The organism is Methanothermobacter sp. EMTCatA1, from assembly GCF_002356395.1.
In the GTDB taxonomy this organism is placed as follows: domain Archaea; phylum Methanobacteriota; class Methanobacteria; order Methanobacteriales; family Methanothermobacteraceae; genus Methanothermobacter; species Methanothermobacter thermautotrophicus.
Map to the genome: position 1 here is coordinate 1,238,682 of NZ_AP018336.1, position 22,232 is coordinate 1,260,913.

General features: G+C 48.6%; 23 protein-coding genes. 7 read left to right on the top strand and 16 right to left on the bottom strand.

Going from position 1 to position 22,232, the window contains the following annotated elements; translation table 11 throughout:
* Positions 1-6: 6 nt before the first annotated feature.
* The 3 genes from thiL to tca_RS06685 are packed head-to-tail and all read right to left on the bottom strand — an operon-like array spanning position 7 to position 1,820.
* Positions 7-990, bottom strand: a complete 984-nt coding sequence (gene thiL, locus tca_RS06675) for a thiamine-phosphate kinase (RefSeq protein WP_010877008.1) — start codon at positions 988-990, stop codon at positions 7-9.
* A gap of 28 nt (positions 991-1,018) precedes the next feature.
* A complete protein-coding gene (cfbA, locus tag tca_RS06680) occupies positions 1,019-1,450 on the bottom strand; it encodes a sirohydrochlorin nickelochelatase (RefSeq protein WP_048061042.1) in 432 nt (143 codons plus the stop codon).
* A complete protein-coding gene (locus tca_RS06685) occupies positions 1,422-1,820 on the bottom strand; it encodes a Zn-ribbon domain-containing OB-fold protein (protein WP_048061298.1) in 399 nt (132 codons plus the stop codon). Before tca_RS06685 ends, cfbA begins: the two co-directional genes overlap by 29 nt.
* 272 nt (positions 1,821-2,092) lie before the next feature.
* Here tca_RS06685 and tca_RS06690 point away from each other — a divergent pair, with 272 nt between their 5' ends.
* The gene (locus tca_RS06690; RefSeq protein ID WP_010877011.1) at positions 2,093-2,995 is read left to right on the top strand and encodes a hypothetical protein; all 903 of its coding nucleotides are present in this window, start codon (positions 2,093-2,095) and stop codon (positions 2,993-2,995) included.
* A 48-nt stretch (positions 2,996-3,043) separates the two neighbouring features.
* Entirely contained in the window at positions 3,044-3,829 is a 786-nt protein-coding gene (locus tag tca_RS06695; protein WP_048175947.1) for a hypothetical protein, read from the top strand.
* Here the strand turns inward: tca_RS06695 and tca_RS06700 are convergent, their stop codons facing one another.
* The 4 genes from tca_RS06700 to tca_RS06715 form a co-directional block, all read right to left on the bottom strand.
* On the bottom strand, positions 3,830-5,161 hold the full coding sequence (locus tca_RS06700) for a magnesium transporter (RefSeq protein WP_083750457.1): 1,332 nt from the start codon (positions 5,159-5,161) through the stop codon (positions 3,830-3,832).
* 35 nt (positions 5,162-5,196) lie between these two features.
* A complete protein-coding gene (locus tag tca_RS06705; protein ID WP_173402648.1) occupies positions 5,197-5,760 on the bottom strand; it encodes a potassium channel family protein in 564 nt (187 codons plus the stop codon).
* A gap of 208 nt (positions 5,761-5,968) precedes the next feature.
* A complete protein-coding gene (gene cobJ, locus tca_RS06710; RefSeq protein ID WP_010877015.1) occupies positions 5,969-7,024 on the bottom strand; it encodes a precorrin-3B C(17)-methyltransferase in 1,056 nt (351 codons plus the stop codon).
* A 78-nt stretch (positions 7,025-7,102) separates the two neighbouring features.
* Complete coding sequence (locus tca_RS06715) at positions 7,103-7,600, bottom strand: hypothetical protein (protein ID WP_286708737.1); 498 nt, start codon at positions 7,598-7,600, stop codon at positions 7,103-7,105.
* Positions 7,601-7,754: 154 nt separating this feature from the next.
* Here tca_RS06715 and tca_RS06720 point away from each other — a divergent pair, with 154 nt between their 5' ends.
* Positions 7,755-9,203, top strand: coding sequence for a DNA-directed DNA polymerase II small subunit (locus tca_RS06720; RefSeq protein WP_286708738.1), 1,449 nt, complete (start codon positions 7,755-7,757; stop codon positions 9,201-9,203).
* 48 nt (positions 9,204-9,251) lie between these two features.
* A complete protein-coding gene (locus tag tca_RS06725) occupies positions 9,252-9,827 on the top strand; it encodes a class II aldolase/adducin family protein (RefSeq protein WP_286708739.1) in 576 nt (191 codons plus the stop codon).
* 118 nt (positions 9,828-9,945) lie between these two features.
* Here tca_RS06725 and tca_RS06730 read toward each other — a convergent pair whose 3' ends face one another.
* The 3 genes from tca_RS06730 to cbiB form a co-directional block, all read right to left on the bottom strand.
* The gene (locus tca_RS06730; protein ID WP_048061044.1) at positions 9,946-10,200 is read right to left on the bottom strand and encodes a UPF0147 family protein; all 255 of its coding nucleotides are present in this window, start codon (positions 10,198-10,200) and stop codon (positions 9,946-9,948) included.
* A gap of 74 nt (positions 10,201-10,274) precedes the next feature.
* On the bottom strand, positions 10,275-11,264 hold the full coding sequence (locus tag tca_RS06735) for a cobalt-precorrin 5A hydrolase (protein ID WP_010877020.1): 990 nt from the start codon (positions 11,262-11,264) through the stop codon (positions 10,275-10,277).
* A complete protein-coding gene (gene cbiB, locus tca_RS06740) occupies positions 11,261-12,154 on the bottom strand; it encodes an adenosylcobinamide-phosphate synthase CbiB (protein WP_286708740.1) in 894 nt (297 codons plus the stop codon). The genes tca_RS06735 and cbiB overlap by 4 nt, the downstream gene beginning before the upstream one ends.
* A 108-nt stretch (positions 12,155-12,262) precedes the next feature.
* Between cbiB and tca_RS06745 the strand changes: the two genes are divergently transcribed.
* Both tca_RS06745 and cdc6-1 read left to right on the top strand, forming a co-directional pair.
* Entirely contained in the window at positions 12,263-12,718 is a 456-nt protein-coding gene (locus tca_RS06745) for a DUF2299 domain-containing protein (protein ID WP_231855277.1), read from the top strand.
* A gap of 797 nt (positions 12,719-13,515) precedes the next feature.
* On the top strand, positions 13,516-14,664 hold the full coding sequence (cdc6-1, locus tag tca_RS06750; RefSeq protein ID WP_010877024.1) for an ORC1-type DNA replication protein Cdc6-1: 1,149 nt from the start codon (positions 13,516-13,518) through the stop codon (positions 14,662-14,664).
* A 24-nt stretch (positions 14,665-14,688) separates the two neighbouring features.
* Here cdc6-1 and pyrB read toward each other — a convergent pair whose 3' ends face one another.
* From pyrB to tca_RS06780, 6 genes are all read right to left on the bottom strand, one after another.
* Positions 14,689-15,627 carry an aspartate carbamoyltransferase gene (gene pyrB / locus tca_RS06755; RefSeq protein ID WP_048175954.1) on the bottom strand — a complete coding sequence of 313 codons (939 nt, stop codon included), beginning with the start codon at positions 15,625-15,627 and terminating at the stop codon, positions 14,689-14,691.
* A gap of 38 nt (positions 15,628-15,665) precedes the next feature.
* On the bottom strand, positions 15,666-16,397 hold the full coding sequence (locus tca_RS06760; protein ID WP_286708741.1) for a tRNA (adenine-N1)-methyltransferase: 732 nt from the start codon (positions 16,395-16,397) through the stop codon (positions 15,666-15,668).
* An 11-nt stretch (positions 16,398-16,408) separates the two neighbouring features.
* Positions 16,409-18,625 (bottom strand): DEAD/DEAH box helicase, encoded by a 2,217-nt coding sequence (locus tca_RS06765; RefSeq protein ID WP_286708742.1) that lies wholly within the window; start codon positions 18,623-18,625, stop codon positions 16,409-16,411.
* Between the two features lie 175 nt (positions 18,626-18,800).
* Positions 18,801-19,121 carry a DUF5400 domain-containing protein gene (locus tca_RS06770; RefSeq protein WP_010877028.1) on the bottom strand — a complete coding sequence of 107 codons (321 nt, stop codon included), beginning with the start codon at positions 19,119-19,121 and terminating at the stop codon, positions 18,801-18,803.
* Positions 19,122-19,131: 10 nt separating this feature from the next.
* Complete coding sequence (locus tca_RS06775) at positions 19,132-19,929, bottom strand: DsrE family protein (protein ID WP_048061046.1); 798 nt, start codon at positions 19,927-19,929, stop codon at positions 19,132-19,134.
* 2 nt (positions 19,930-19,931) lie between these two features.
* Positions 19,932-20,600, bottom strand: coding sequence for a DUF169 domain-containing protein (locus tca_RS06780; protein ID WP_286708743.1), 669 nt, complete (start codon positions 20,598-20,600; stop codon positions 19,932-19,934).
* Positions 20,601-20,716: 116 nt separating this feature from the next.
* Between tca_RS06780 and tca_RS06785 the strand changes: the two genes are divergently transcribed.
* On the top strand, positions 20,717-22,228 hold the full coding sequence (locus tag tca_RS06785; RefSeq protein ID WP_286708744.1) for a GAF domain-containing protein: 1,512 nt from the start codon (positions 20,717-20,719) through the stop codon (positions 22,226-22,228).
* Positions 22,229-22,232: the final 4 nt, after the last annotated feature.

A 22,232-nucleotide genomic window follows, 5' to 3' on the forward strand; every position in this document is an offset into this window, starting at 1 on the left:
TACCCCCTAGCCGGGGCTGAGATGTTCATAGCCCCTCACATGAAGTTTATATGTAACTCCATCCTTATCAACCATTTCAATTCCACCTCCAACGGTGACCTCACCGATTACATGGAGCTCCATCATGTCAGAGAGTTCTTCCATCCCGGTGGGTGGTGCTGTGAATACCAGTTCAAAGTCCTCTCCATAGTATAGGGCGAGTTCCAGTGGGTCCCTGCCGAGAATGGATGCAATTTCAGGGACCTCCCTGCCCAGGGGCAGCCTATCCTCATATATCCTCATGCCTGTCCCGCTTGCATCCATGAGCTCCCCGAGCTCACTTACAAGGCCATCGGTTATGTCGGTGGCCGAGGATACCAGACCTGATTCTGCAAGGATGAGTCCCTCCTCTATGCGGGCCACCGGTCTGAGGGATCTCTCAACCGCATTTTCAAAGCCCCCTGTATCTCTACCCGAAAGGATGAGTTCTGTCCCTGCTGCACCAACTCCCAGGGGTCCCGTGACAGCCACGAGGTCCCCTGGCCTGGCCCCGGACTTCATGAGGACCATGTCCTTTTCAGCCCGCCCGATGGCTGTTCCTGAGAGTATTATCTCATCGGCCTCGTTTGTGTCCCCTCCGATGAGTGGAGCCTGGTAGTGGCAGCATGCCTCTATCACGCCATCCATGAGGGAGTCAAAGAATTCCAGTTCAAGGTCGGGTAGGGCCACCGAAAGGATGAATCCTTCAGGTCTAGAGCCCATTGCAGCAAGGTCGCTCATGTTAACAGTGACTGTCTTCCAGCCCATGTCCCGTGGCCTTTCAGGGTCAGGGAAGTGTCTGGTCTCAAGGAGGAGGTCAGAGGTTAGTACCAGGAACTCTTCCCCTGCATCAATGAGGGCTGCGTCGTCCCCGAGGCCCATGACCTCTGATGATCCGAAAACTGATCTTGCTCTGGATATTATCCTGGATATGAGCTTTTTTTCTCCAAGGGAGGATATTCTATCATGCATTTTATCAAAAATAGTTGGATGGGAACAGTTAAATTGCTGATTTAACCCTGTCCCTGATTATCTCGGCTATCCTTGGATCAGCGCCGAGGGGTTCCGTATAGACTATCTCACCATCGAATTCAAATTCTTCATGCTCATGTTCGTGTTCATGGTGATGGTGGCCTTCGGCACCGTTGTCAAGGCCGAGTATGTGGGGTATGTCATGTTTGGTGTGCACTCCATGGGCCAGGAAAACCGGTGTGACGATGATCTTCTCAACACCCATGGCTGCAAGTTCATTTATTGCCTCGGGTATTGATGGTCTTGACATGTTCATGAAGCCCACTGCAACGGGGTGGTCGGCCTCCTGTCGGTAGATGTCAGCTATGCCGTTTATAACCTCCTCACCGTAGGGGAGGCGGCTGCCGTGCCCCACCAGCAGAACGCCTATCTTAGGTTTTTGGTTTGAATTTGAATCCATAGGATATCACTCCATCCTCGCCCTCTTCTCTAACCTTCCTGAATACCATCTCGACCTCATCACCTATTTCTATTGAATCAGGGTCGCAGTCAACTATCTGGCTTGTTACCCTTGCACCCTCCTCCAGTTCAACTATGGCCACCACGTAGGGGGCTATGTCCTTGAACTCGTCGGTGGGGGTGTTTATGACGGAGTAACTGTGTATCCTTCCCTTCCCGCTGAACTTCAATTCCTCGAGTTTGCCCTTGCGTCTGCATTCCGGGCATATTATCCTGCTGGGGAAGAAAACATTCCCGCACTGAAGACATTTTGATCCTGTAAGATTGTAGCGCTGGGGTATATGGCGCCATGTCCTGACGGTTTCTGTCATCATGTAACCTCCATACAGTAATCACTTTTCATTATCTATCTTGGTTCATTATAATTAAATCATACGGTCATCTGATATTTAAATCACTGCCTCCCTGAGGGAATAATAAAGATCCCTCTTGCTCGCAGCTACTTTTTAATGTGTTATGGGCGTCCTTTAGTCCTAAAATGGGTCCATATTCATTTTCTCCAGCACAAAGAATTAATAATACTTTATTAATATTTAGGTAATATTTTTATATCTGTAATACTTAATTTTCATTTGGTGATATTATGGATGATTGTGGATACGTCATGGCAGGTGCATCCCTACTGCTGATGATACCCGTAATCATAATCACGGCCATGATTCTGAGTCTCGGTGAAGCACACAGTGACATGAACATGGAGAGAAAACTTTCAGCCTGTGTAGAGGGTGCTGCATGGGACATCAGGGACAACGTCCCCATCATAACAATGGATGTGCTCAATGAAACCGCAGGGGAGGCCATCAATGGGACCCTTCCCTCAGATGATGTCAGGGATCTGGTCAGGGAGAGAGTGCAGGAGCGTATTGACCGTCTATGCAGAAGCCACAGGAACGTCAATGCAAGCTGCAGGGTGAATTCGGTTGAAGGAACAGAGGCCCCCTTTCAGGTTGAGGTCAACTCAACACTTGAAATACGGGCAGGGAACATTGAACACGCTGAGAACCTTTCTGTGAGGGTCACGGTTGATGGACTCCCGGATCCGCTGCCCTTCAGGGTCCTCGGGAGGCTTGAACACAGTAACACCACAATAGAATATGGTGATGCCCTCGCAGAGTATCTTAACTCCAGTGGCGTGGATGGTGGAGCCTACATCAATGCAAAGGGGCCCCTCATTATAAGAAGATGCCCCTACGAACCCTACACCTCCCATGGATCTGAGGGGGTCCATGCCTGCATCCTCAATGGATACTACCATGAAAGCAGGGATGGTGCCTGTTACCTCTGCAGACTGGAGGGAAAAACATCCTGCCCACACATGGGGCTTGAAACATTCATAATCCCGTCGAAGGAATTAGGAGAGGCCCCGGTATCCATTGACCACGTCCTCTTTAATGAAAAATACACTGGCGAAGCACTGAACATCTCAGGATTCATCATTTACCTGGACGCAGGTCACATGACAAAGTACGGGGTGAGAAGACAATGATAACCCCGGCCAGCCCTCTGCCCTCGCCAGAGTACGGATGGGGAAACCATGATACTGTCAACTGACTTTCTGCTTTCACTGATCATAGTGGCCCTTATCCTGGGAACATCTGCAGAACTTGTGGACATGCAGGAGAGTCGCCTCAGCGAGGAGTTCCGGGAGGGTCACGTGAATCAGAAAGCCGCTGCTGCAGCTGATATCCTGGTAAACACTCCAGGGGATCCGCCCAGCTGGGAAAAAATTCCTGTAAGCGCCTGTAAATCCCCTGGACTTGCAGTGCCCGGTGAGAGGGGAACGATATCCTATGAAAAGTTCAGGAAACTACAGAGCAGGCCGGAACTCCTTGGCAGGGCCTTCCAGGGTATGAGGGTGCAGCTTGTCCTGAGACCCATCAACTCCAGCATCAGGCCCCTGGTCGCAGGTGAAAACATCAGCGGGGATGAGATCTCAGTGATGAGAATACCCGTTAACTGCAACTTCCTCTCAGGCCATGTAATAAAACTCCAGAAGGCTGTCTGTCCCTGCGGACACCCGGAGAACTGGACCTGCATGAATTTTAGATTTAACAGTTCACTGGACTACTATCTGATCTCTGACAGCCCGGAGGGCTCATGGATGCTGGATACAGGGAACAGCCACATTGATGAGGTGGATCTCATATATGGGAGTGTTAAACTCAATCTGACCGGTGAGGGCGTGGCATGGCTGCACGTACATGGAGGTGGGTGGGTGTCCGTTGTGGCCCTTCCCCGCGGCAGCAGGGATTATCTCATGTCACCAGACTACTTCCGGGTCCAGCCATGCGTCCTTGAGGTCATAACAGCTCCCTTCTGATCAGAGACCCATGATTGTTATAATGGCTATGACCAGGCAAGTGTTTGCCACCGGATCCGTCATGCTCGTTGAGAGGGGGATCACGATGTTATCAGGGTCAAGTCTGAGTCTGTATGATGCCGAGCTGAGATAGAAGCCCACAAGAAGGAGGAATGGTGTGAGCATGTACCCGGCCATGGAACTTATGAGAACCATACTGAAGGGGCCCAGGGACCCTATGCCAAGGAAATCACTTACAAGGTGGGCCAGAAGCCCTATGGTAGGGTATATGAGGAGGGACAGTACAGCTATTATCCCAAAGTTCCTCAGGGCCTCCCCGTGGGGTCTCAGGGATGCTGGAATTATACCTGAGTGAAGCCCTGAGGAGAGCCTTGCACCAAGTATACTCACCAGGTCCCCGCTTTCACCTGAAAATAGAGGTACAAGTGCCAGTATTGCCGGGTTGTCCAGTATAAATGACAGTTTACTGTTCAGAACTGTACCTGCAGTTGTTCCGAGGGCCGAACATATGAGGAGGACAGGTACACTCTGCCTGATAATCTTCCTGAGATCGTATCTCCCCCTGAAGCCGGCTATGAGTCCGGCTGCACCTATCAAAAGGAATATGGCAAAGAGTATCCATTCAAAAAATCCGTTCCTGACCATCTCAAGGACTGCGAGGGCTGCAAATATTGATGGTAGGGTGAAAAGATCTCCTGAAGCTGCAATCAGGGGTGTGGTGACATTATCCGGGTCCCATCCATTTTCATAGCTCTTAAGGGATATGAGGACCGTTGCAGGGAGCAGAAAAGCCCCTGATATTATACCCCCGATGACCGAGATAACCGTGAAGTCCATTATCCCCATGCTCTCAAAGCCAAAGAGCTGGCAGAAGATCCATGCCATGAAGCCCAGAAAGAGCGACATGACCACCGTCAGTATGATGGTCCCCTCAATGTTATCTGCAAGGACATCTGATCTTCGCAGTTCAGGTGAGAGCACACCGATATGGAGGCCAGATCCAAGGCGTGAGCCCAGGGCTCCGAAGATGTTACCCCTCATACCTATGGCCCCGGGTATGAGTACAAGGAGACCCGGGTATGATTCAAGCATTGGGGACATCTTACCGAGGAATATGCCGGCTATAAGGTCCCCGATTGCACAGATGAAAAGGGCCACGAAGCTTTCCCCGAGAATCCTCCTGGAATCCCTGAAAAAGCTGCCAAACTTTCTTGATAGGTTAAATGCCCTTACCCATCCCCTTGAGGCTGCTATGGAGATGTTCACGGTGAATGTTAGCAGGGACTGAAGCAGGATCCGAGTCATCCTCAGCAATCTTTCTCTTCTCTTCATGAATATCACCTGCTAACATTTCCATCATCCCGTCACTATTCTATACTGCAGCCAATATCCTCAAGGGTCATCTCATTCTTTGCCAGTGCAAACAGTAGCTCTGCTCCCGCCTCGTTCCCCTTGGCAATGAGTGTATCCTTCTCTGCCAGCACCGTGTTCCTGTCGGGTCCATAGATCCAGGACTCACCTCTCCTGATGGCTATAACCCTCATACCAGTCCTGGTTGCAAGGAGAAGATCCCCCAGGGATTTCCCTGCGAGCTCGGATCCCTCCTCAATGGTGACCCTGACGATGATCTCGTCGGACTCCTCCATGACCATCTTGAAGACCGGATGGGGCTTTATTCCCTTGAGCACCAGGTCGGCGATATCCTTGGCCGAGTTTGCAATGCTCTCAGCAGCTTCACCCACCTCAAGAAGGGCTGTAAGCTCCTCAGCGTCCTCAACAGACCTTGCTGCAAGAAGAGATTCCTTCTTTATCTCATAGTTGAGTCTGTTAACCTTGTTCTCAAGTTTTATGACTTCTTCAGCTGCATCCCTGCTGTTGAATAGCAGTGCCGAGTATGCAAGATCCACCATGAGCTCCGAAAGGTTCTTCATCTCAATGAGGATATCCTTAACACTCTTAGACAACTTTCATCCTCCTGGGCTGGTGGGTTGATATTGGATAAATTAAAATAAATATGTTGCTGTGAGGGACGCGGGTGCTCATGAAGATCATCCAAAATCAGGTGCCAGTGAGATCTTCAAGATACTCCTTTATGAATAACCTGGAGATGCCTGAACTGCATACTTAAAAATTTGGTGATCATCCCCTCATCAGGCACTCTCTACGGAGTTTCAGGAGCTCCCTCTTTTTGTCCATGAGATCATCTGGCCCTGAAATTATATCCCCCAGGCTCCTCTTCACGCATTCAACTGCGCTGTCTGTGTGTATCCATGTGCAGTCCTGGCAGCTCCACACCCCCCGGTCCCTTATCCATCGCCCGCCTGTGGATCCCTCCGCACATGGGTAGAAGGGGCAGTAGCAGAATGCACAGTTCTGGCCTTCAAAGTGACAGGGATAGAACTCACAGTTTTCATCTGGACCCGAGGCTTTTCCCAGTGGATTTTCCTCGTAGAACTCCCTTGCAAGTTCATGGAGGGGTGTCTCCACGGCGTAGCCCCTTGGTGTTATCATCTGACCGTCCCTTGTGTAGGTGGTTACGTTGCCCACCAGCACTATTGTTGACATGTCCACAAGGGACTCGTCAAGGGATTCAAGGTCCACTATCCTCACATCAGGGGCCCCATCCACGGTCCTTACTATGCCAACCGGTGTCTGAGGGGGCAGCAGAGACCTCAGTATTTCAACAGCCTCCCTGAAGGGCCTCTTCCTCCTCTTTCCCAGTGGATTGTAAAGGGCTATTATCATCCCGGACTCTGCGGCGGCCCTGATCTTTGCCATTATTTCAGATAGTGGTGTCAGGATGTCACTCAGACTTATAACCGCGAAGTCGTGGAGGGGTGCTCCCAGCTTTGATGCGGCGTAGTTAACCGCTGTGACGCCGGGTATGACCTCAAATTCGATGCCTGAATATTTATCAAATATCTGGAAGAATACGTTGGCCATGCCGTAAACACCTGGGTCCCCTGAACTCACAAGTGCGACATCAAGGCCCTCGCGGTGTTTTTCAATTGCAAGTTCCACCCTCTCAATCTCATCCCCCATACCACTCCTTATGACCTCCTTTCCATCAAGGAGGTCCTCTATCTGGCGGATATACCTCGCATACCCTATAACGACGTCAGAATCCTCCAGGGCCCGCAGGGCCCTTATGGTTATATCATCCCTTGCTGGTCCAATTCCTATTATCCTGATCATGAAGCCACCAACCGCCTAAGACTTGATTAAATCCCTCTAAGAAGGACACTGATCATGAAGCTGTCGCAAATGACAGACTCAGTAGATCCTTGTCACAGATAAAATCCTCAGGGTCTTCACATCGACCCAGACCCCCGAGGACCTTGTCTGTGCCCTTGCAGCTGCAATTACACTGAACTGTTCAGTTGGTCTTATCACTATCTGGCCCTTCCCTGTCTGGTTTTCACGGTAACCTGTCGCCGTTATATTGATATCAATCATCTCAAGGGAGGTATCCTGGGTGGTTGTTGCGTTGAGGGATTTTATGTTTATACCATCCAGTCCCGTCCTGGCTTTAAGGGCATCTGCAACGTCTGCATTGTTTATTATTCTGACCTCCTCGGGGCCTCCGGTAATCGTGGAGGTTATGTTTTTACCGGAATCAAGGAAGGATGAGACCGTGTCTATCTGCATGTCCAGGAGTTTTTCTATGTCCGGGGGCTTTGACGTTACAAGGGTGTATGAGCTTATAAGTCCCACCTCAAAGAAGGCCAGGAACATGATGAGGAAGAGGAAGAGTCTGATTATCCTTGGCAATGCATCACCTTTTTCTCTGTGATTAAACCCAAAGGGTAAATTAATATTTTGATAAAGAATATATGAACTCAATAAAATATTTTACTGCACACACATTTTAAAACTTTCTGAATTAGATGTTAACAACCACCTTACAGGGCAGTGAAGGATTAAAATGAACGAGATAATCGGAAAATTTGCAAGGGAAGGGATCCTCATAGAGGATAATGCCTACTTCCGGCTCAGGGAAATGGATGATCCTGCAAGCGTGTCCTCAGAACTCATAGTTAAGATAAAGAGCAATGGTGGTAAATTCACTGTTTTAACCTCTGAAATGCTTGATGAATTCTTTGAAATAGATAACCCCGCGGAGATAAAGGCCAGGGGTCCTCTCATGGTCCCGGCAGAGAGGGACTTCGATTTTGAGGTGATAAGTGATACAAGTAACCGGTCCTACACCAGTGGTGAGATAGGGGACATGATCGCATACTTCAACAGCCGCTACAGCAGCCTGAAGAACCTTCTCAGTAAGCGCCCTGAACTGAAGGGTCATATGCCAATTGCTGACCTCCGGGGAGGAGAGGACGTCGTCAGCATCATAGGGATGGTCAATGATGTGCGGAGCACCAAGAACAATCACAGGATTATTGAACTTGAGGATGATACAGGTGAAATCAGTGTTGTTGTGCACAACGAAAACCATAAGCTCTTTGAGAAGTCCGAGAAAATCGTGAGGGATGAGGTTGTGGGTGTCCATGGAACCAAGAAGGGAAGGTTCGTGGTTGCCTCCGAGATATTCCACCCCGGGGTCCCCAGGATACAGGAGAAGGAGATGGACTTCTCAGTTGCCTTCATATCAGATGTTCATATAGGAAGTCAGACCTTCCTTGAGGATGCCTTCATGAAATTTGTGAAATGGATAAACGGGGATTTCGGTTCAGAGGAGCAGCGAAGCCTTGCAGCGGATGTTAAGTACCTGGTGGTTGCGGGTGACATCGTTGATGGCATTGGAATCTACCCTGGACAGGAAAAGGAACTCCTTATAAGGGACATCCATGAACAGTATGAGGAGGCTGCAAGGCTGTTCGGTGATATAAGGAGCGACATAAAGATCGTTATGATCCCGGGAAACCACGACTCCTCGAGGATAGCGGAGCCCCAGCCAGCAATACCCGAGGAATATGCAAAGTCCCTCTACAGTATCAGGAACATAGAATTTCTCAGCAACCCATCCCTTGTGAGCCTTGACGGTGTGAGGACCCTCATATACCATGGCCGTAGCTTTGATGACATGGCCATGAGTGTCAACGGGCTCTCACATGAAAGGTCAGACCTCATAATGGAGGAACTCCTTGAGAAGAGGCACCTTGCACCGATATATGGTGAGAGAACACCGCTGGCATCTGAGATAGAGGACCACCTGGTCATCGATGAGGTCCCACACATACTCCACACCGGCCATGTTCACATAAATGCCTACAAAAAGTACAAGGGAGTGCACCTCATAAATTCAGGGACCTTCCAGTCCCAGACAGAGTTCCAGAAGATCTACAACATCGTCCCAACCTGCGGCCAGGTCCCGGTGCTTAACAGGGGTGTGATGAAACTCCTTGAATTCAGCTGAATGTTATCTACACCTGAACCCTGCAACCGTATGTTGATGTAATCCAAGGTGATACACTTGAACCCGATAAGAGAAGTCGTTGATGTTTCACTTCATATTTACAGGACCGGCCTTGTATCCGGCATAGGTGGAAATGTGAGTGCAAGAATGGGTGATAGGGTCTTCATAACCCCGACCATGGTCCCCCTGGGGGAGGTTTCACTCAGGAATGTTGTTGTGGTGGACCTCAATGGAAGGGTCATCAGGGGAGGGAGGCCATCATCCGAACTGGGACTCCACCTTGAGGTATACAGGGCACGGCCAGATGTGGGTGGAATAGTGCACACCCATTCGCCCCATGCGAGGGCCTTCTCCATTGCAGGAGTCCAGATTGAGAAGATGGAGGGATTCATGGGTCTCGGGAGGGGTTACATACCCATGGTCCCGTACCACCCGCCAGGTAGCAGAGAACTTGCAGCTGAATGTGGCAGGGTAATGGTTGATGAGGATGCTGCCATCCTGGAGAACCATGGAGTTGTATGTGCAGGTGAAGGTTTAAGGGACGCCCTTCTACTGGCGGAATTCATTGAGGAGTCTGCAAGGACCCAGTTCATAGCCGAGACCCTGAAATCCATGAAAAAATAATCAGCACTTAAGTGCACAGGCAGAACCCTCAAAAAATCCAGGAAAAAGATATCATCACTTAAAAATAGTAAAACTATCTTAACCTCTGGAAAACCCTGAAAAATTCAGAAACAGTTTTTTATTCCCTTATGGATTCAAGTTCGCTGAGTATCTCCCAGACCAGCGTCCTCGCATGTATGGGTATGTTGGGGTCGTTGCTTATCTCATCCAGTATGGATATAACTGTACTGGCCCTGACGGTGCTGTCCTCATCAGGGTTATTCAGAATTTCGTTTGATTCCTCTGCAGCTCTTCTAATGTTCCTGGGGACGCTGTTGTCTTCCATAATGTGCCTTAAAATTTCAGAAACGCGATTGAATGTTTCGTTACTCATATTGAGTCCTCCCTGCTGAATTCTTGAAGAATACAGAATAATGTTTATATTCAATCTGGTTTATATCATCTGGGTTAAAAAGCTTTTGGTGTCCCTGAAACTGCAAGTGCAGCTGTAACTCCAGAGGACTTTGTTTTTCTTATTACAAGTTTTGAATCCTTACCTGCACTGCTGAGGGCTGCTGCTTCACATACACTTCCCACACCAAACTTTTCATAGACGAAATCAGAAAATGAGAGAGTATTCTGGGATCTGAGTTCCTGGGGCCCTATGAATTCAAGGGGGACTCCTAGGAGCCTGGCAGCCTCCCTGATACCATCCTCATCCCTTTTCATGTAGCCTGTTGCAATGGCATCAAGCCGTTCGGGGGGTATTTTCAGCAGTTTCAGGGTTTCCCTGATGAGACCGATTACTCTATCTGATCCAACCCCCCTCCTTGTCCCTATCCCCATTGAAAGCTTGAGGGGTGCAAGCCTCATGACCCTTGAGTTGCAGTGGGCCCTCACAACCTCGTCCCCCTCCGGGACATAGGTGTAGGTTCTGCGCATATCATCATCAATCAGGGCCTCAAGGTCCCTGGAGGAGTGAAGTTCAACCCGGTGCCCCTGGATAATTGAGGAGTTGAAGTGCCTGATAAGGTGGGGGTCAAGGATCCTGTAGAAGTACCTCGCTGCAAAGGTATCAATACCAACAAGGCCATTGACGTCTGTGGATGTTGTTATAACGGGATTAGCACCTATCAGACCTGCAAGTTTAATTGCAAAGTCATTGGCACCCCCCGCATGACCGGAAAGTAGACTTATAACATTTGACCCCTTTTCATCAACAACCAGGACCCCCGGGTCTGATAGTTTGTTATTGATCAGTGGTGCTATCTTCCTCACCATTATACCTGCAGCCATTATACCCACTATAATGTCGCTTTCAGCGAAAACATTCCCCAGATCCATGTTCCGGTGCATGACTTCAACCGAAAGAATAGTCGGGTCCCGGAGGAGTTTCTCCCTCATCTCCCCTGCGAGTCTTCTGGCCCTCTCTGTTAGTGTGAGTATTGTAACTATCATGGTATCACCAGCATTACCCCTGCTGCAGCTAACGTGAACAGTATCAGGGTCAGGGAACTCAGCTTCACGGCATCAAGAAGTTTTTCATTGTCCAGTCCATCACATGGATCCCCGAGGACGTAGACACCCGGCTTTTCCAGCTGAACAGAAAGGGCCCCTGCCGCTGCAGCCATGGTGAAACCTGAGTTGGGGCTTGGAGTACGCCGGGCGTCCCTCAAAAGAATCCTGAAGGATCCCCTCCAGTTCATGCCGAGTAGGAGGGCTGCAGGGACCATCAGGACACCGGTGATTCTTGATGGGATGTAGTTGAGTATATCATCCAGCCTTGCAGGGAACCATCCTATGTCTCTGTTCTCGCTGTCAAGGTAGCCCACCATAGCATCAAGTGTATTGATCACCCGGTAGAGGAAGGCGCCTGGAAGGCCCAGGAGGATGAAATAGAAGATGGGGGCTGTCACCGAATCCGTGATGTTTTCTGTGAGTGTCTCAATCGCCGCTGAGGTTATCTGTTCATCTGAGAGGGAAGTGGTGTCCCTGCTGACGAGCATTGAAAGTTTCCTCCTGGCATCTTCAATGTCCTCCTTGAGGGATCCTCCAACCTCCAGGGCAGAGGTTACAAGCATCCTTATGGATATCACCGCTGAAAGTAAGATGGAGGATATAATGAGATTCAGGGGGTCTTGAAGATGGTTGATCAGGAACAGTGGGATTGTGAAGGGCGCTGCAACTGCAATGGTGAGTATTATGCCGGATATACGGCTGTTTCCAAGGATGTTCCGCATCCATTCCACTGCTGACCCCATCCAGACCACCGGATGAAGCCGGTGTGGTGGTTCCCCAATGAGTAGGTCAATGATTACAGCAAGCAGGAGGACTGAAACTTCATTCATGTACTCCTCTTTTAACTGTGCTCTGTTATATATCTGAGACATGTAATAATTTTTATCTATATATTCATGAAGGGAGATAGTTATAGCCGTGATAACATGTCCCAAGAAATGATCAAGAAATGGCTTGATGAAGAGGGGTTCCTCCGCATGGAGGTTCCTGACGAAAACGCCAGATTTCACTATGTTGTGAACTACCCTGAGGATCACGTTATCGATATAATCCAGCCCGCCGGAAAGGATGACATGATTCTCATAGCCTGCGCAACCAGTGTCAGTCCAGAGCACCAGGCAGGGATCCGGGCACTCAGCATGGAGAAGAGGACTGAGTTCATATGGAAGGTCAGATTCACGCTTAACCGGTTCGGGGTTGATTTCCAGCTCGACCATCCAGAAAACGTCCTTAACAGTTACCTCGTGACAGATGAAATATTCTTCGACGGCCTTTCAAAGGACAGATTGATTTCAAGTATAAAAAATGTCTTCAGGGCAAAACTTCAGGTCATGTGGATGATACAGGAACGTTTCGGTGAGGAAAGACCAGAACATGATAGCATGTATGTCTAGGGGAGGTCCGGTTCAACTGTAAGGACTCCCTGTAACCATTTTTCATATGTGGGGGATGGTTTTCAACTGTAAAATCATTTGGGTTTCCTGTTTCTCTGGGTGTGGGTCAATGGTTTCAAGTGTAAAGTTTTTTCTCTCGTTTAGTTGCCCAGGTGAGAGAGGTCAATTTCAACTGTAACCAGCGAAACTTTATTCAGGATTGAGAGAGAGAGGTCAATTTCAACTGTAACTTTATTATTAAAAATTTGTTTAAAATAGTGACATCAGGTTCAACTGTAAAGGTTCTTTCCTAGTTCAGCCTGGTTTACAGAGCGAAAAACAAAAACCCCAAATACACTTGAAATGAATGTCTCAAAAAATCGAGATCAATTAATACTAAGTTACACTTGAAATGAATGTCTCTCTTACAGGTCACCAGAATCATGGCCAGATTACACTTGAAATGAATGTCTCACACATCTCCCACTGAATCAGAGAAATGGTTGAGGAACAGCAGGATTTTTACACTTGAAATTCATCTCTCATGAGTTCCCATCGAGGATGCAGATGGTTACACTTGAAATGGATGTCCCACATACGTTATTATAAATCAAGCTGGTTTTAATAAAAACTTTTATCTAATAGTTGGAATAAGAAAATTTACACTTGAAATCTACCACACTCCCACATCAGGGGATGGTAGTACGGGGCGCTGCCAGCTGAAAAGGTCATCCTGAATTTCACTGTATCCAGATTTTAGGGCCTTTATTGATAATTTGATGCAGCAGTTTTCTCTAAAAATTAGTTGAAGTGGTACCATGAACATTTTTGATGAGATAGGGGACAAAGAATCTGTTTTTAAGGATAAGAAATATCTTGATCACAGGTTCCTTCCTGACAGATTACCTCACAGGGAGGAGCAGATACGATCAATAGCCAAGTACTGGGTTGAGGCCCTCAATGGAGTGACACCTCCAGACATTACAATCTATGGTAAAACAGGTACAGGGAAAACTGCCGTTGCAAAATTTGCCATGAAACAGCTGAAGGAGGCATCAAAGGACTGTGACGTGAATATAAGGACTGAATACATCCGCTGCACAGATTACACAACAGAGTACCAGGTCATAGCAAGATTATGCCAGCAGCTCGGTCGTGATGTCCCCTACCGTGGCTGGACAAAGGCTGAAATCGTGAACACCTTCAGGAACATGTTCAAGAAAAACGCCTTTGGCCAGGACATGATACTCATGGTCGTACTTGATGAAATAGACATACTCCTCAGAAATGATGGAGATGGACTCCTGTACACCCTTACAAGGACAGATAATGTCTCCATTTTATCCATAAGTAACTACGTGGAATTCAAGAAATTCATAAAACCCAGGGTCAGGAGCAGCCTCAGAGACAGGGAGATAGTTTTCCCACCCTATGGGGCCCAGCAGCTTGTTGATATCCTTGAGGAGAGGTCAAAGATGTCCTTCAAGGAGGGTGCCCTTGATGATGATGTCATACCCCTATGCGCAGCTCTGGCAGCCAAGGAGGAGGGTGATGCAAGGTACGCCCTGGACCTCCTCAGGACAGCAGGTGAAATTGCCGATGAAAGGGACTCAGATAAAGTCCTGGGGGACTTTGTGAGGGAGGCCAAGGACTACATAGAACACAACAAGATCACGGACATAATACTGACACTACCGAGCCAGCAGCAGAGGGTGCTTGAGGCCATACTCTACCTCACAAAGAGGAAGGAGGAAATAACCTCCGGAAGGCTTTATGAAGTCTACAAGGAAATAGCAAAGGGGGACTCTGTTTCCTACAGGAGGATATTTGACTTCATAAACGAGCTTGAAATGCTCGGCCTGATATCCACAAATACTGTTTCACGGGGAAGGGGAAAGGGACGTACAAATATCATAGACCTGCAGTGCGAAACTTCCCTCCTGGAGGACTCACTCTGGGGTGTTTAAAGCTTTTTTCTAGAGCCATCCCGGTCAAACTATCTTCTGGTTTTCAGGTCCTCTCCTCTCACTTATCAGCAGCCTCAGGAGGGCCATCCGGACCGGCACACCATAGAACGCCTGCCTGAAGTACATGGCCTGTGGGAGGGAATCCACCTCAGGGGATATCTCATCTATCCTTGGGAGTGGATGCATCACAATCAGGTCCCTATCAGCCACAGTGGATCCATCTATGTGGTAGGCTCCCCTTATCCTTGAATACTCCTCAGGGTCAGGGAAACGTTCCTTCTGTATCCTTGTAACGTAGAGGACATCCACCTCATCTATGACATCATCAAGCCTTTCTGTCTCTTTAACTTCAACACCAGCCCCCCTCAGGTCATGTATGATGTTATCAGGCATTCTGAGGACGGGTGGTGATACGAAGCTCATACTGGCACCGAAAACAGCCAGGGCATAGGCCAGTGAGTGGACAGTCCTCCCGTACTTGAGGTCACCAACCAGTGCAACCCTCAGGGAACCTATCCTCCCGAAGAACCTCTTCATGGTATAGAGGTCCAGGAGGGTCTGTGTTGGGTGCTGCCCGGCACCATCCCCTGCATTTATCACTGGAACATCCACAACATCTGATATGTAACGTGCTGCACCCTCCAGGTTGTGCCTTATAACTATGGCGTCGGAATAGGCTGAAAGCATCATGGCGGTGTCAGCCAGGCTCTCACCCTTAACGGCAGATGTCGCCCCTGTATCTGCAAATCCAACAACGTCCCCTCCCAGACGCTTCATGGCAGTTTCAAAGGATAAGCGTGTCCTTGTGGATGGCTCATAGAACATCATGCCAAGTATCTTTCCTCTGAGGGCGCTGGAGGATTTTTCTCCCGATGCAAATGGCTCCATCTTCTCGGCTTCCCTGAGGATAAAGTCGATATCCTCCCTCTTAAAATCCTTTATTGAGATAACGTTTTCAAACATCAGTACCCCTTCCAGATTTTCATGTATAACCCTATTCCTTAAATCTTTCTCATGAAGGTGAGATACCCTGTATGGCCGACCATCCTTGTTCTGGGCCTTGTACCCTGCTTTCTGACCTCTATTTCACGTTCAATGGTTTCAAATGTCCTTATATCTGCAAATCCAACCTTCGACCCTATCCTGTGTATCAGCTTCACCTGTTCAATGTAGGGGTTGTAGAAGACTCCCCACCCACCTCTCAGGAGGGAATCATGGACATCCTCCATCAGCTCCCAGGGCCTGGGCAGATCAAGGAAAACCAGGTCGAGGTCCTCCTCCTCTATACCCTCCTTTATATCCCTGTTCTTGACCTCCACGTTTTTGAATCCAAAGGCTGCAATGTTCTTCTCTGCTATCTCAGCAAAGTCCTCACGTATTTCATAGGTTGTGACGTGCCCTGATTCTCCCACCAGATTGGCAAGGTACATTGCAACTGTACCCGCACCGGTACCCGCATCAACAACCCTTGAACCTTCAACTATCCCTGTATATGCACATATCATTCCTATGTCCTTGGGAAGGAGTATTGAACACCTCCTCTCCATGAGTTCAAGGTAATCTGAGAGTCCGGGTTTAAGGACGTAAATCTCCCTGCCAAGGTGGGTTTTGAGGACATCCCCGGGCCTGGAATCCTCCAGGGTTTCTGCTTTGATGATCCCCATGTCACTCTGAAAGTCCTCTCCTTCTTCCAGGAGATATTTTTTACCTCTCTCATCCATAAGTATGCGCAAGTCCAATCACCTTACTCCTTGAATTTATATGCGGCTTCATCGGGTCCCTTAAATTCTGCCTCAATGACCCTCCTGATTTCCGAAGCCCTCTTTGCACCTATACCCTCCACGCTACGGAGTTCCTTCTCTGAGGCGTTCATAACACCTTCAACTGATCCGAAGGCTTCCAGGAGCCTTTCAGCGTACTTTGAACCGATATTTGGCAGGGATTCCACGATGAAGAGCTGCTTCTCCCTGAGGGTCAGTGGCTTCTTATCCGTGCGAACACGCATATCAGGCCTGCCTTCCCTCTGCTCCCTTATGGCTATCCTCCTTATCATTGCAGCGGTATCCTCGGCTGACCTCGTGGGGATTACAGGTATTCCAAAGTCCACAGCAACAGCTGCAAGGGCACCCCTCACGGCGTCCGGGTTTATGAATCCTGAATAGAGGTCCTCCCCCTCTATGATCATAACAGGCCTTTTGAAGTTTTTGACCATCTCCCTTGCCTGTTTATACAGTCTTTTATCTATAATTGAACCAATAAAGTCCTGTGTTGTCTTCCTCTCAATTATAGTATCCTCGCTTATCTGATAGTCACCAACTGCAAGGGGTTTGAGTTCAAAATCCACTCCTATCTTTTTGAGTTCCCTGAGGACCCTTGAGTTGACCTCCCGGGAATCAGCATAGATGAAGGGTCCCTCCCCTGAGGGTTCCATTATGGGGTTAACCTCCACGTTAACTGACCCGCCCCTGAGGTTCTCCTTCATGGATCTCTCCTTCCTGATACTTGAGTAGTAGTATGCCTCGTCGCGGGTCTTCTCTGTTATGAGGACAACCATGCGGCCCTTCCTCTTCCTCCCGGTCCTTCCACGTCTCTGTATCATCCTTATCTCAGAGGGAACAGGTTCATACATCACCACAAGGTCCACCGAGGGGATATCTATACCTTCCTCAGCGACACTGGTTGATAGGAGCACGTCATGGTTCCCCATGCGGAATGATTTTATTATATCCCTCTGCTGTTTCTGGGTGAGGCCCTTCTCTCCGCTCCTGCTGTTCTGTCCATAAAATTTAACTGCGTTGATACCTTCACGTTTGCATCTCTGGTATATCTCCTCAAGGGTGTCACGGAACTGTGTGAACACTATTATCCTTGCTTCATCTCCTTTAAGTTCCCTTTTCAGTATCTCCATTAGCCTGTCAAGTTTAGGGTGTTCCACCCCTGACATCATGGCCCTTCTTGTGAGGTGCATGGCCCTTGTAAAGTCCGGATCTGCCAGGAGACCCTTAGCAGCCTTTGTTTTCTTCTCCTTTAGCCGGAGAAGGTACTGGTGGAGTGGCCTTATGCCCTGTGTTTCAAGAAGTTCAAGGGCGTGTTCCACGTTTATACAGGATGCAAGGAGTGATATGGCCCTGTAGCATGCCCTTGGAGGGCTCGTTGATCGCGCTATCCTGTTCTGGACACGGCCCCTTGCCTTCAGAAGGTCCTTCTTACCCACACTGATGGTGTCTATAACACCGAGGTTTTTAAGCATCTTCAAGCGATTTTTAAGGACCTTCCTGAGGAGTTCCCTTATATCCTCAAGCTCCGGTGTCATCCTGACCTTTACCCATTCTATTTTTATGGGCTTGAGGTAGGGGCGCACATCAGGGTCCCCCTCTGTTTTCACCACAACCTCATTCATGAAGAGGTTCTCACAGACAGTTTTTATCTTATCCTCATCTGCACCCGGAGACGCTGTGAGTCCCAGTATGAGGGGGTGCCTGGCGTTCTGTATATAATTAGATGCAAGGAAGACGTATGAGTATGATCCAACTGCGCGGTGGCATTCATCGAATACGATGAGTGAGACGTCCCTGAGGTCGTATCTTCCAGCCAGGATGTCTGATTCAACTGTCTGGGGCGTGGCGGATATTATCTGGGATTTAATCCACCGTTCTTTTCTCTCTTCAGGTTTTATGCTACCTGTAAGGGATGTGCAGGTTGCAAGCATGAACTCCCTGAAGCTCTCCTCATGCTGTATGGCCAGGGGTTTGCTGGGTGATAGGATGAGTACCTTTGAGCCCCTGTATTTCCTGAGTCTCTCTGCAGCCACAAGGACAGCCACAACCGTCTTTCCGAGGGCTGTGGGGGCGACTATCATTGAGTTGCCCTTTCTGATGACATCTGCTGCCAGCAGCTGCTGATAGGTCCTTGCCTCTATTTTCTCTGGCTTTATGAGGGGGTGCTCTATGTACCTTGCCATGGTCTTTTATCTGGTCATCAATTTATTTAAGGTTCAGGTTCCTTTCAGTGCTGAAAATCAGGTTACCTGAGGCTTTGGCCTTCCTAGTTTGAGGTTTAAGAGATTAAAAGAAGGAATAAATGGGGGTTTATTGGGGATGATGCGTGTTCAACCGGTCTAAAAGATTTAAGGGAGGTTAAAGTGGGACTGAGGCAGCTGCGAGCACCGCAGCAACGGTGACTGTGCTCAGATGGCAGGCGTAGAGTGGAGCTGTCTGGAAGCTGTCCCTCAGAACCGGGAGGAACTGTGTGTAGGCTGAAATCCCTGTGAGTACCTGCAGAGCCACTGCAACGTAATTCAGGGTTACATTGCCAGACATGATATTTGCTGCCGTTGCAATGAGGGCAAGGATAAGGACTCCGAAGTGTGGCGCCATCCTCATCCCCATTATACGGAAGGTTATGAAACCTGATGAGATTCCTGCAAAGAGGAGTGCGAATATAATGACCTGATACATTTCATCACCTCTAGAAGTTCACCACTGCGTAGCTCGGGTCACTAAGCAGTGTTATGAACGTGGCTGCACCTGCTATCTTGCAGCCCTCGACCATGTTATCTTCTCTGAGCCCCCTGAACTGGGCGCTCATTTCACAGACGTAGATCTTAACACCCATCTCAATGACCTCGGCCATGAGTTCATCCAGCCGCGGGAAGGCCGGGTGTTTTACGGCGGCTGCACCACCCTTCCTTGCAATGCTCACGCCATCCATGAGGAGGAATATTGTGACATCCTTTCCCATGCTGAGGGCAGCCTTTGAGAATATGAAGGTGGCGTAGGCCCTCTCTGCATTCCCTGTCCCGTTGCTCTGGACAACGAGTACCTTATCCTTTCCTGTAAATTCCCTTTCCCTGCTAACATCTGTTTTTTCAAGGATGAGGTGGCTGGCCGATTTTTCAATGACCTCTGCCTTCATTTCAGGAGCTGAGAGTGCAAGGTCATCGATCACGTCACTGCTTTCTGATTTTATCTTTATCCTCATCCCTGGCTCCATTGAGGAGAGCCTATCCCCTACGATTATAACCGGGCCGGGACAGGTTTCTCCGGTAACATCTATCTCTTCAATACCCTGAGGTGAAATGTTAACCACCAGCCCCTTTTCTGTTTCTCTGGGAGAATATTCCATATGGTGCTTCTCTGCAACTCTCCTGACCTCTTCAGAGTCCTCCTTCAGGATCAGCTGGAGGTTCTGAACACCATTTTTAAGTATATTGTCTGTTATTATAGCTGCAGCGTATCTGTTTACTCCCCTGAGGTTTAATTTCATTTTTATCCCCATTTTTCCCTGAATTTTCTGAGGGCCTCCACAATTCCCTCAAGGTCAGATGCTGGTACTCCGACTGCAAGTTCCTCGGGCCTGATCCCGGCGTATTTCCTTGAACCGTTACACCCCATTGTCATGTTTGGGATGCCCCTCTCCCTTACAGCTGCAACGGCGTCTGCACAGAGTGACTGTATCCCTGAGTAGTCCCCGCTTATTCTGCCACCCCTGTCATGGAGGTATGCCTGGCTGAGTCTAAGCGCCTGGGCCGGTTTAAGTATGAATACAACGGCGTCTGGTTCGAAATCAGCCTCTTCGAGCGGTGCATAGACTGAGGCATGGTATTCCCCTTTCACCGCGGGAACGGCCTCTACGGTTTCAGCAGCAGCTTCCAGTGTGCTGTAGTTTCCGAGTTTATGGTACAGGCTTCCATCCGCAACCTGGGGTGGTACCCTGCAGAGTCCAAGGACCGCTGCGCCACCCCTGCAGAGGTGTTCGTCTGCAGTTGCATAGCCACAGGCACCCCTTAAGCGTGCATCCTGTATGAACTCGCAGTGCCTCTTCTTTTCAAGCTTTTCACCAGATATTTCCTCATTCTTGACTAACCTGACAGCCACGGGGCTGCCCTCCATTTCCAGGAGTTCCTTAAGTTCTTCTGAAATCTTCCTGTAATCCATACAACCACCTATACATGATAGTATAACTATACGATAAAGTATAAAAACCCAATATTTAAATTTTTCTCTAAAGTTATAATTCATGGTTATACCATAGCTATCATGGGGTGAGGTCAGTGGAGAAACTCTCTGAAACCGAGAAGATGATAATGTCCTACCTGGAATCAAATCCTCCAGAGGAGTGCATGCTCGACAAGATAACCCGTGGAATAAACAGGAGCAGGGCAACGGTTCTCAAGTACCTTCACATACTGGAGGCCAGGGGTCTTGTAACATACAGGACGGTTGGCAGAAGCAAACTATGGATGCCTGCGGGAGACCTTGAGGGAACTGTGGAATACACTGGAGACACATCCAGAGATTCTGAGCTTATAAAAAACGCATCAAAAATTCACAGAAACCTCCTGGAACTCCTGGAACTTGAAAGAAAAATAGATGACCCTGATAAACTCGTCTTCACCATAAACACCCTCATGGACATAGTAGTATCCAACGGCCTTTTCAGAAGAATGTTCCCCGGTGCACAGTGCCTTGGGGACATCATGGACCGGGAGAGCATGGTCCTCATTGAGAACAGAATGAAATCCCGGGGCACGATACAGGTCGATCTGAGGGGAAGGGATGGGATAAGGAGGAACTACAGCCTTTCAGTCACACCTGTAAACAACTTCTGGGTCATAATAGGAAGGGACCTTGCAAGTTCCTCATTTTCCAAGAATGAACTTGAGGTCCTCCTCACAATCACAAGGTTGAGATCATCCTCTGGCAGCCTTGAAGAGCTTATGAACTCAATAAGGGATGAATTATCCACCATAATGGACCTTAAACAGCTTTCGGTGGTCCTAAGCGATGCCTCAGGGTTCAGCAGGGCCTACGAATACCCTGAGTCAGAGGATCTCACTGAATTTGAATACTTCATCTACAGGAGCATTGAAACCCTCGAGACGGTATCATGGAGGCATGACTCGGGTCTCATGCTTTCAGTACCCCTCATCACAGAGGAAAGGGCGAGGGGAGCCCTTATAATCAGAAGCCCCGAGGACTCCATAGCCTCACAGAGCCTTGAAATCATAGAGATGGTGGCCGACGAGGTCTCAGAGTATCTAGAAATGGAGAAACTGAGACAGGAGAAGGATGAGTTCATAAGAACACTTCTGGCCATGAACAGGGTTTCCGAAATCATAAACAGTGATGAGGAAGAGGAAAAAATGCTTGAAAAATCAATCGAGGCCGTCATAGAAACCCTGGAATTTGAAATGGGATGCATATACCTCATGGAGGAGAAAAAGGAACTCCAGCTCAGGGTTCAGAGGAACCTGCCAGAAACCCTCAGCAGAATGTGCATGGCCGGGGTCTTCACAGACCTCTTTGAGAGGTCCATTGAGAAGGAGGGGGTTATATACATAACCTCTGAGTCGCCTGAATACCGCATGATACATGAGTCCATAAGGAGAAACAATATAAGAACAATTCTAATGATTCCGATTAAGTTTTCAGGGGAGATAACAGGAATATTAAACCTGGCAAGTTACAGTGTTAAACCCTACAACAGGATAAGCCTTGAGAACATTTCATCAATAGGGCTTCAGCTTGGAAGCGCCCTCCAGAGGAAAAGTTATAACTTATAAGTTA

Coding starts and splice junctions, on each gene's coding strand:
- thiL (WP_010877008.1), bottom strand. CDS start 990: ATGCATGATAGAATATCCTCCCTTGGAGAAAAAAAGCTCATATCCAGG.
- cfbA (WP_048061042.1), bottom strand. CDS start 1,450: ATGGATTCAAATTCAAACCAAAAACCTAAGATAGGCGTTCTGCTGGTG.
- tca_RS06685 (WP_048061298.1), bottom strand. CDS start 1,820: ATGACAGAAACCGTCAGGACATGGCGCCATATACCCCAGCGCTACAAT.
- tca_RS06690 (WP_010877011.1), top strand. CDS start 2,093: ATGGATGATTGTGGATACGTCATGGCAGGTGCATCCCTACTGCTGATG.
- tca_RS06695 (WP_048175947.1), top strand. CDS start 3,044: ATGATACTGTCAACTGACTTTCTGCTTTCACTGATCATAGTGGCCCTT.
- tca_RS06700 (WP_083750457.1), bottom strand. CDS start 5,161: ATGAAGAGAAGAGAAAGATTGCTGAGGATGACTCGGATCCTGCTTCAG.
- tca_RS06705 (WP_173402648.1), bottom strand. CDS start 5,760: ATGAAGAACCTTTCGGAGCTCATGGTGGATCTTGCATACTCGGCACTG.
- cobJ (WP_010877015.1), bottom strand. CDS start 7,024: ATGATCAGGATAATAGGAATTGGACCAGCAAGGGATGATATAACCATA.
- tca_RS06720 (WP_286708738.1), top strand. CDS start 7,755: ATGAACGAGATAATCGGAAAATTTGCAAGGGAAGGGATCCTCATAGAG.
- tca_RS06730 (WP_048061044.1), bottom strand. CDS start 10,200: ATGAGTAACGAAACATTCAATCGCGTTTCTGAAATTTTAAGGCACATT.
- tca_RS06735 (WP_010877020.1), bottom strand. CDS start 11,264: ATGATAGTTACAATACTCACACTAACAGAGAGGGCCAGAAGACTCGCA.
- cbiB (WP_286708740.1), bottom strand. CDS start 12,154: ATGAATGAAGTTTCAGTCCTCCTGCTTGCTGTAATCATTGACCTACTC.
- tca_RS06745 (WP_231855277.1), top strand. CDS start 12,263: ATGATCAAGAAATGGCTTGATGAAGAGGGGTTCCTCCGCATGGAGGTT.
- cdc6-1 (WP_010877024.1), top strand. CDS start 13,516: ATGAACATTTTTGATGAGATAGGGGACAAAGAATCTGTTTTTAAGGAT.
- pyrB (WP_048175954.1), bottom strand. CDS start 15,627: ATGTTTGAAAACGTTATCTCAATAAAGGATTTTAAGAGGGAGGATATC.
- tca_RS06765 (WP_286708742.1), bottom strand. CDS start 18,625: ATGGCAAGGTACATAGAGCACCCCCTCATAAAGCCAGAGAAAATAGAG.
- tca_RS06770 (WP_010877028.1), bottom strand. CDS start 19,121: ATGTATCAGGTCATTATATTCGCACTCCTCTTTGCAGGAATCTCATCA.
- tca_RS06775 (WP_048061046.1), bottom strand. CDS start 19,929: ATGAAATTAAACCTCAGGGGAGTAAACAGATACGCTGCAGCTATAATA.
- tca_RS06780 (WP_286708743.1), bottom strand. CDS start 20,600: ATGGATTACAGGAAGATTTCAGAAGAACTTAAGGAACTCCTGGAAATG.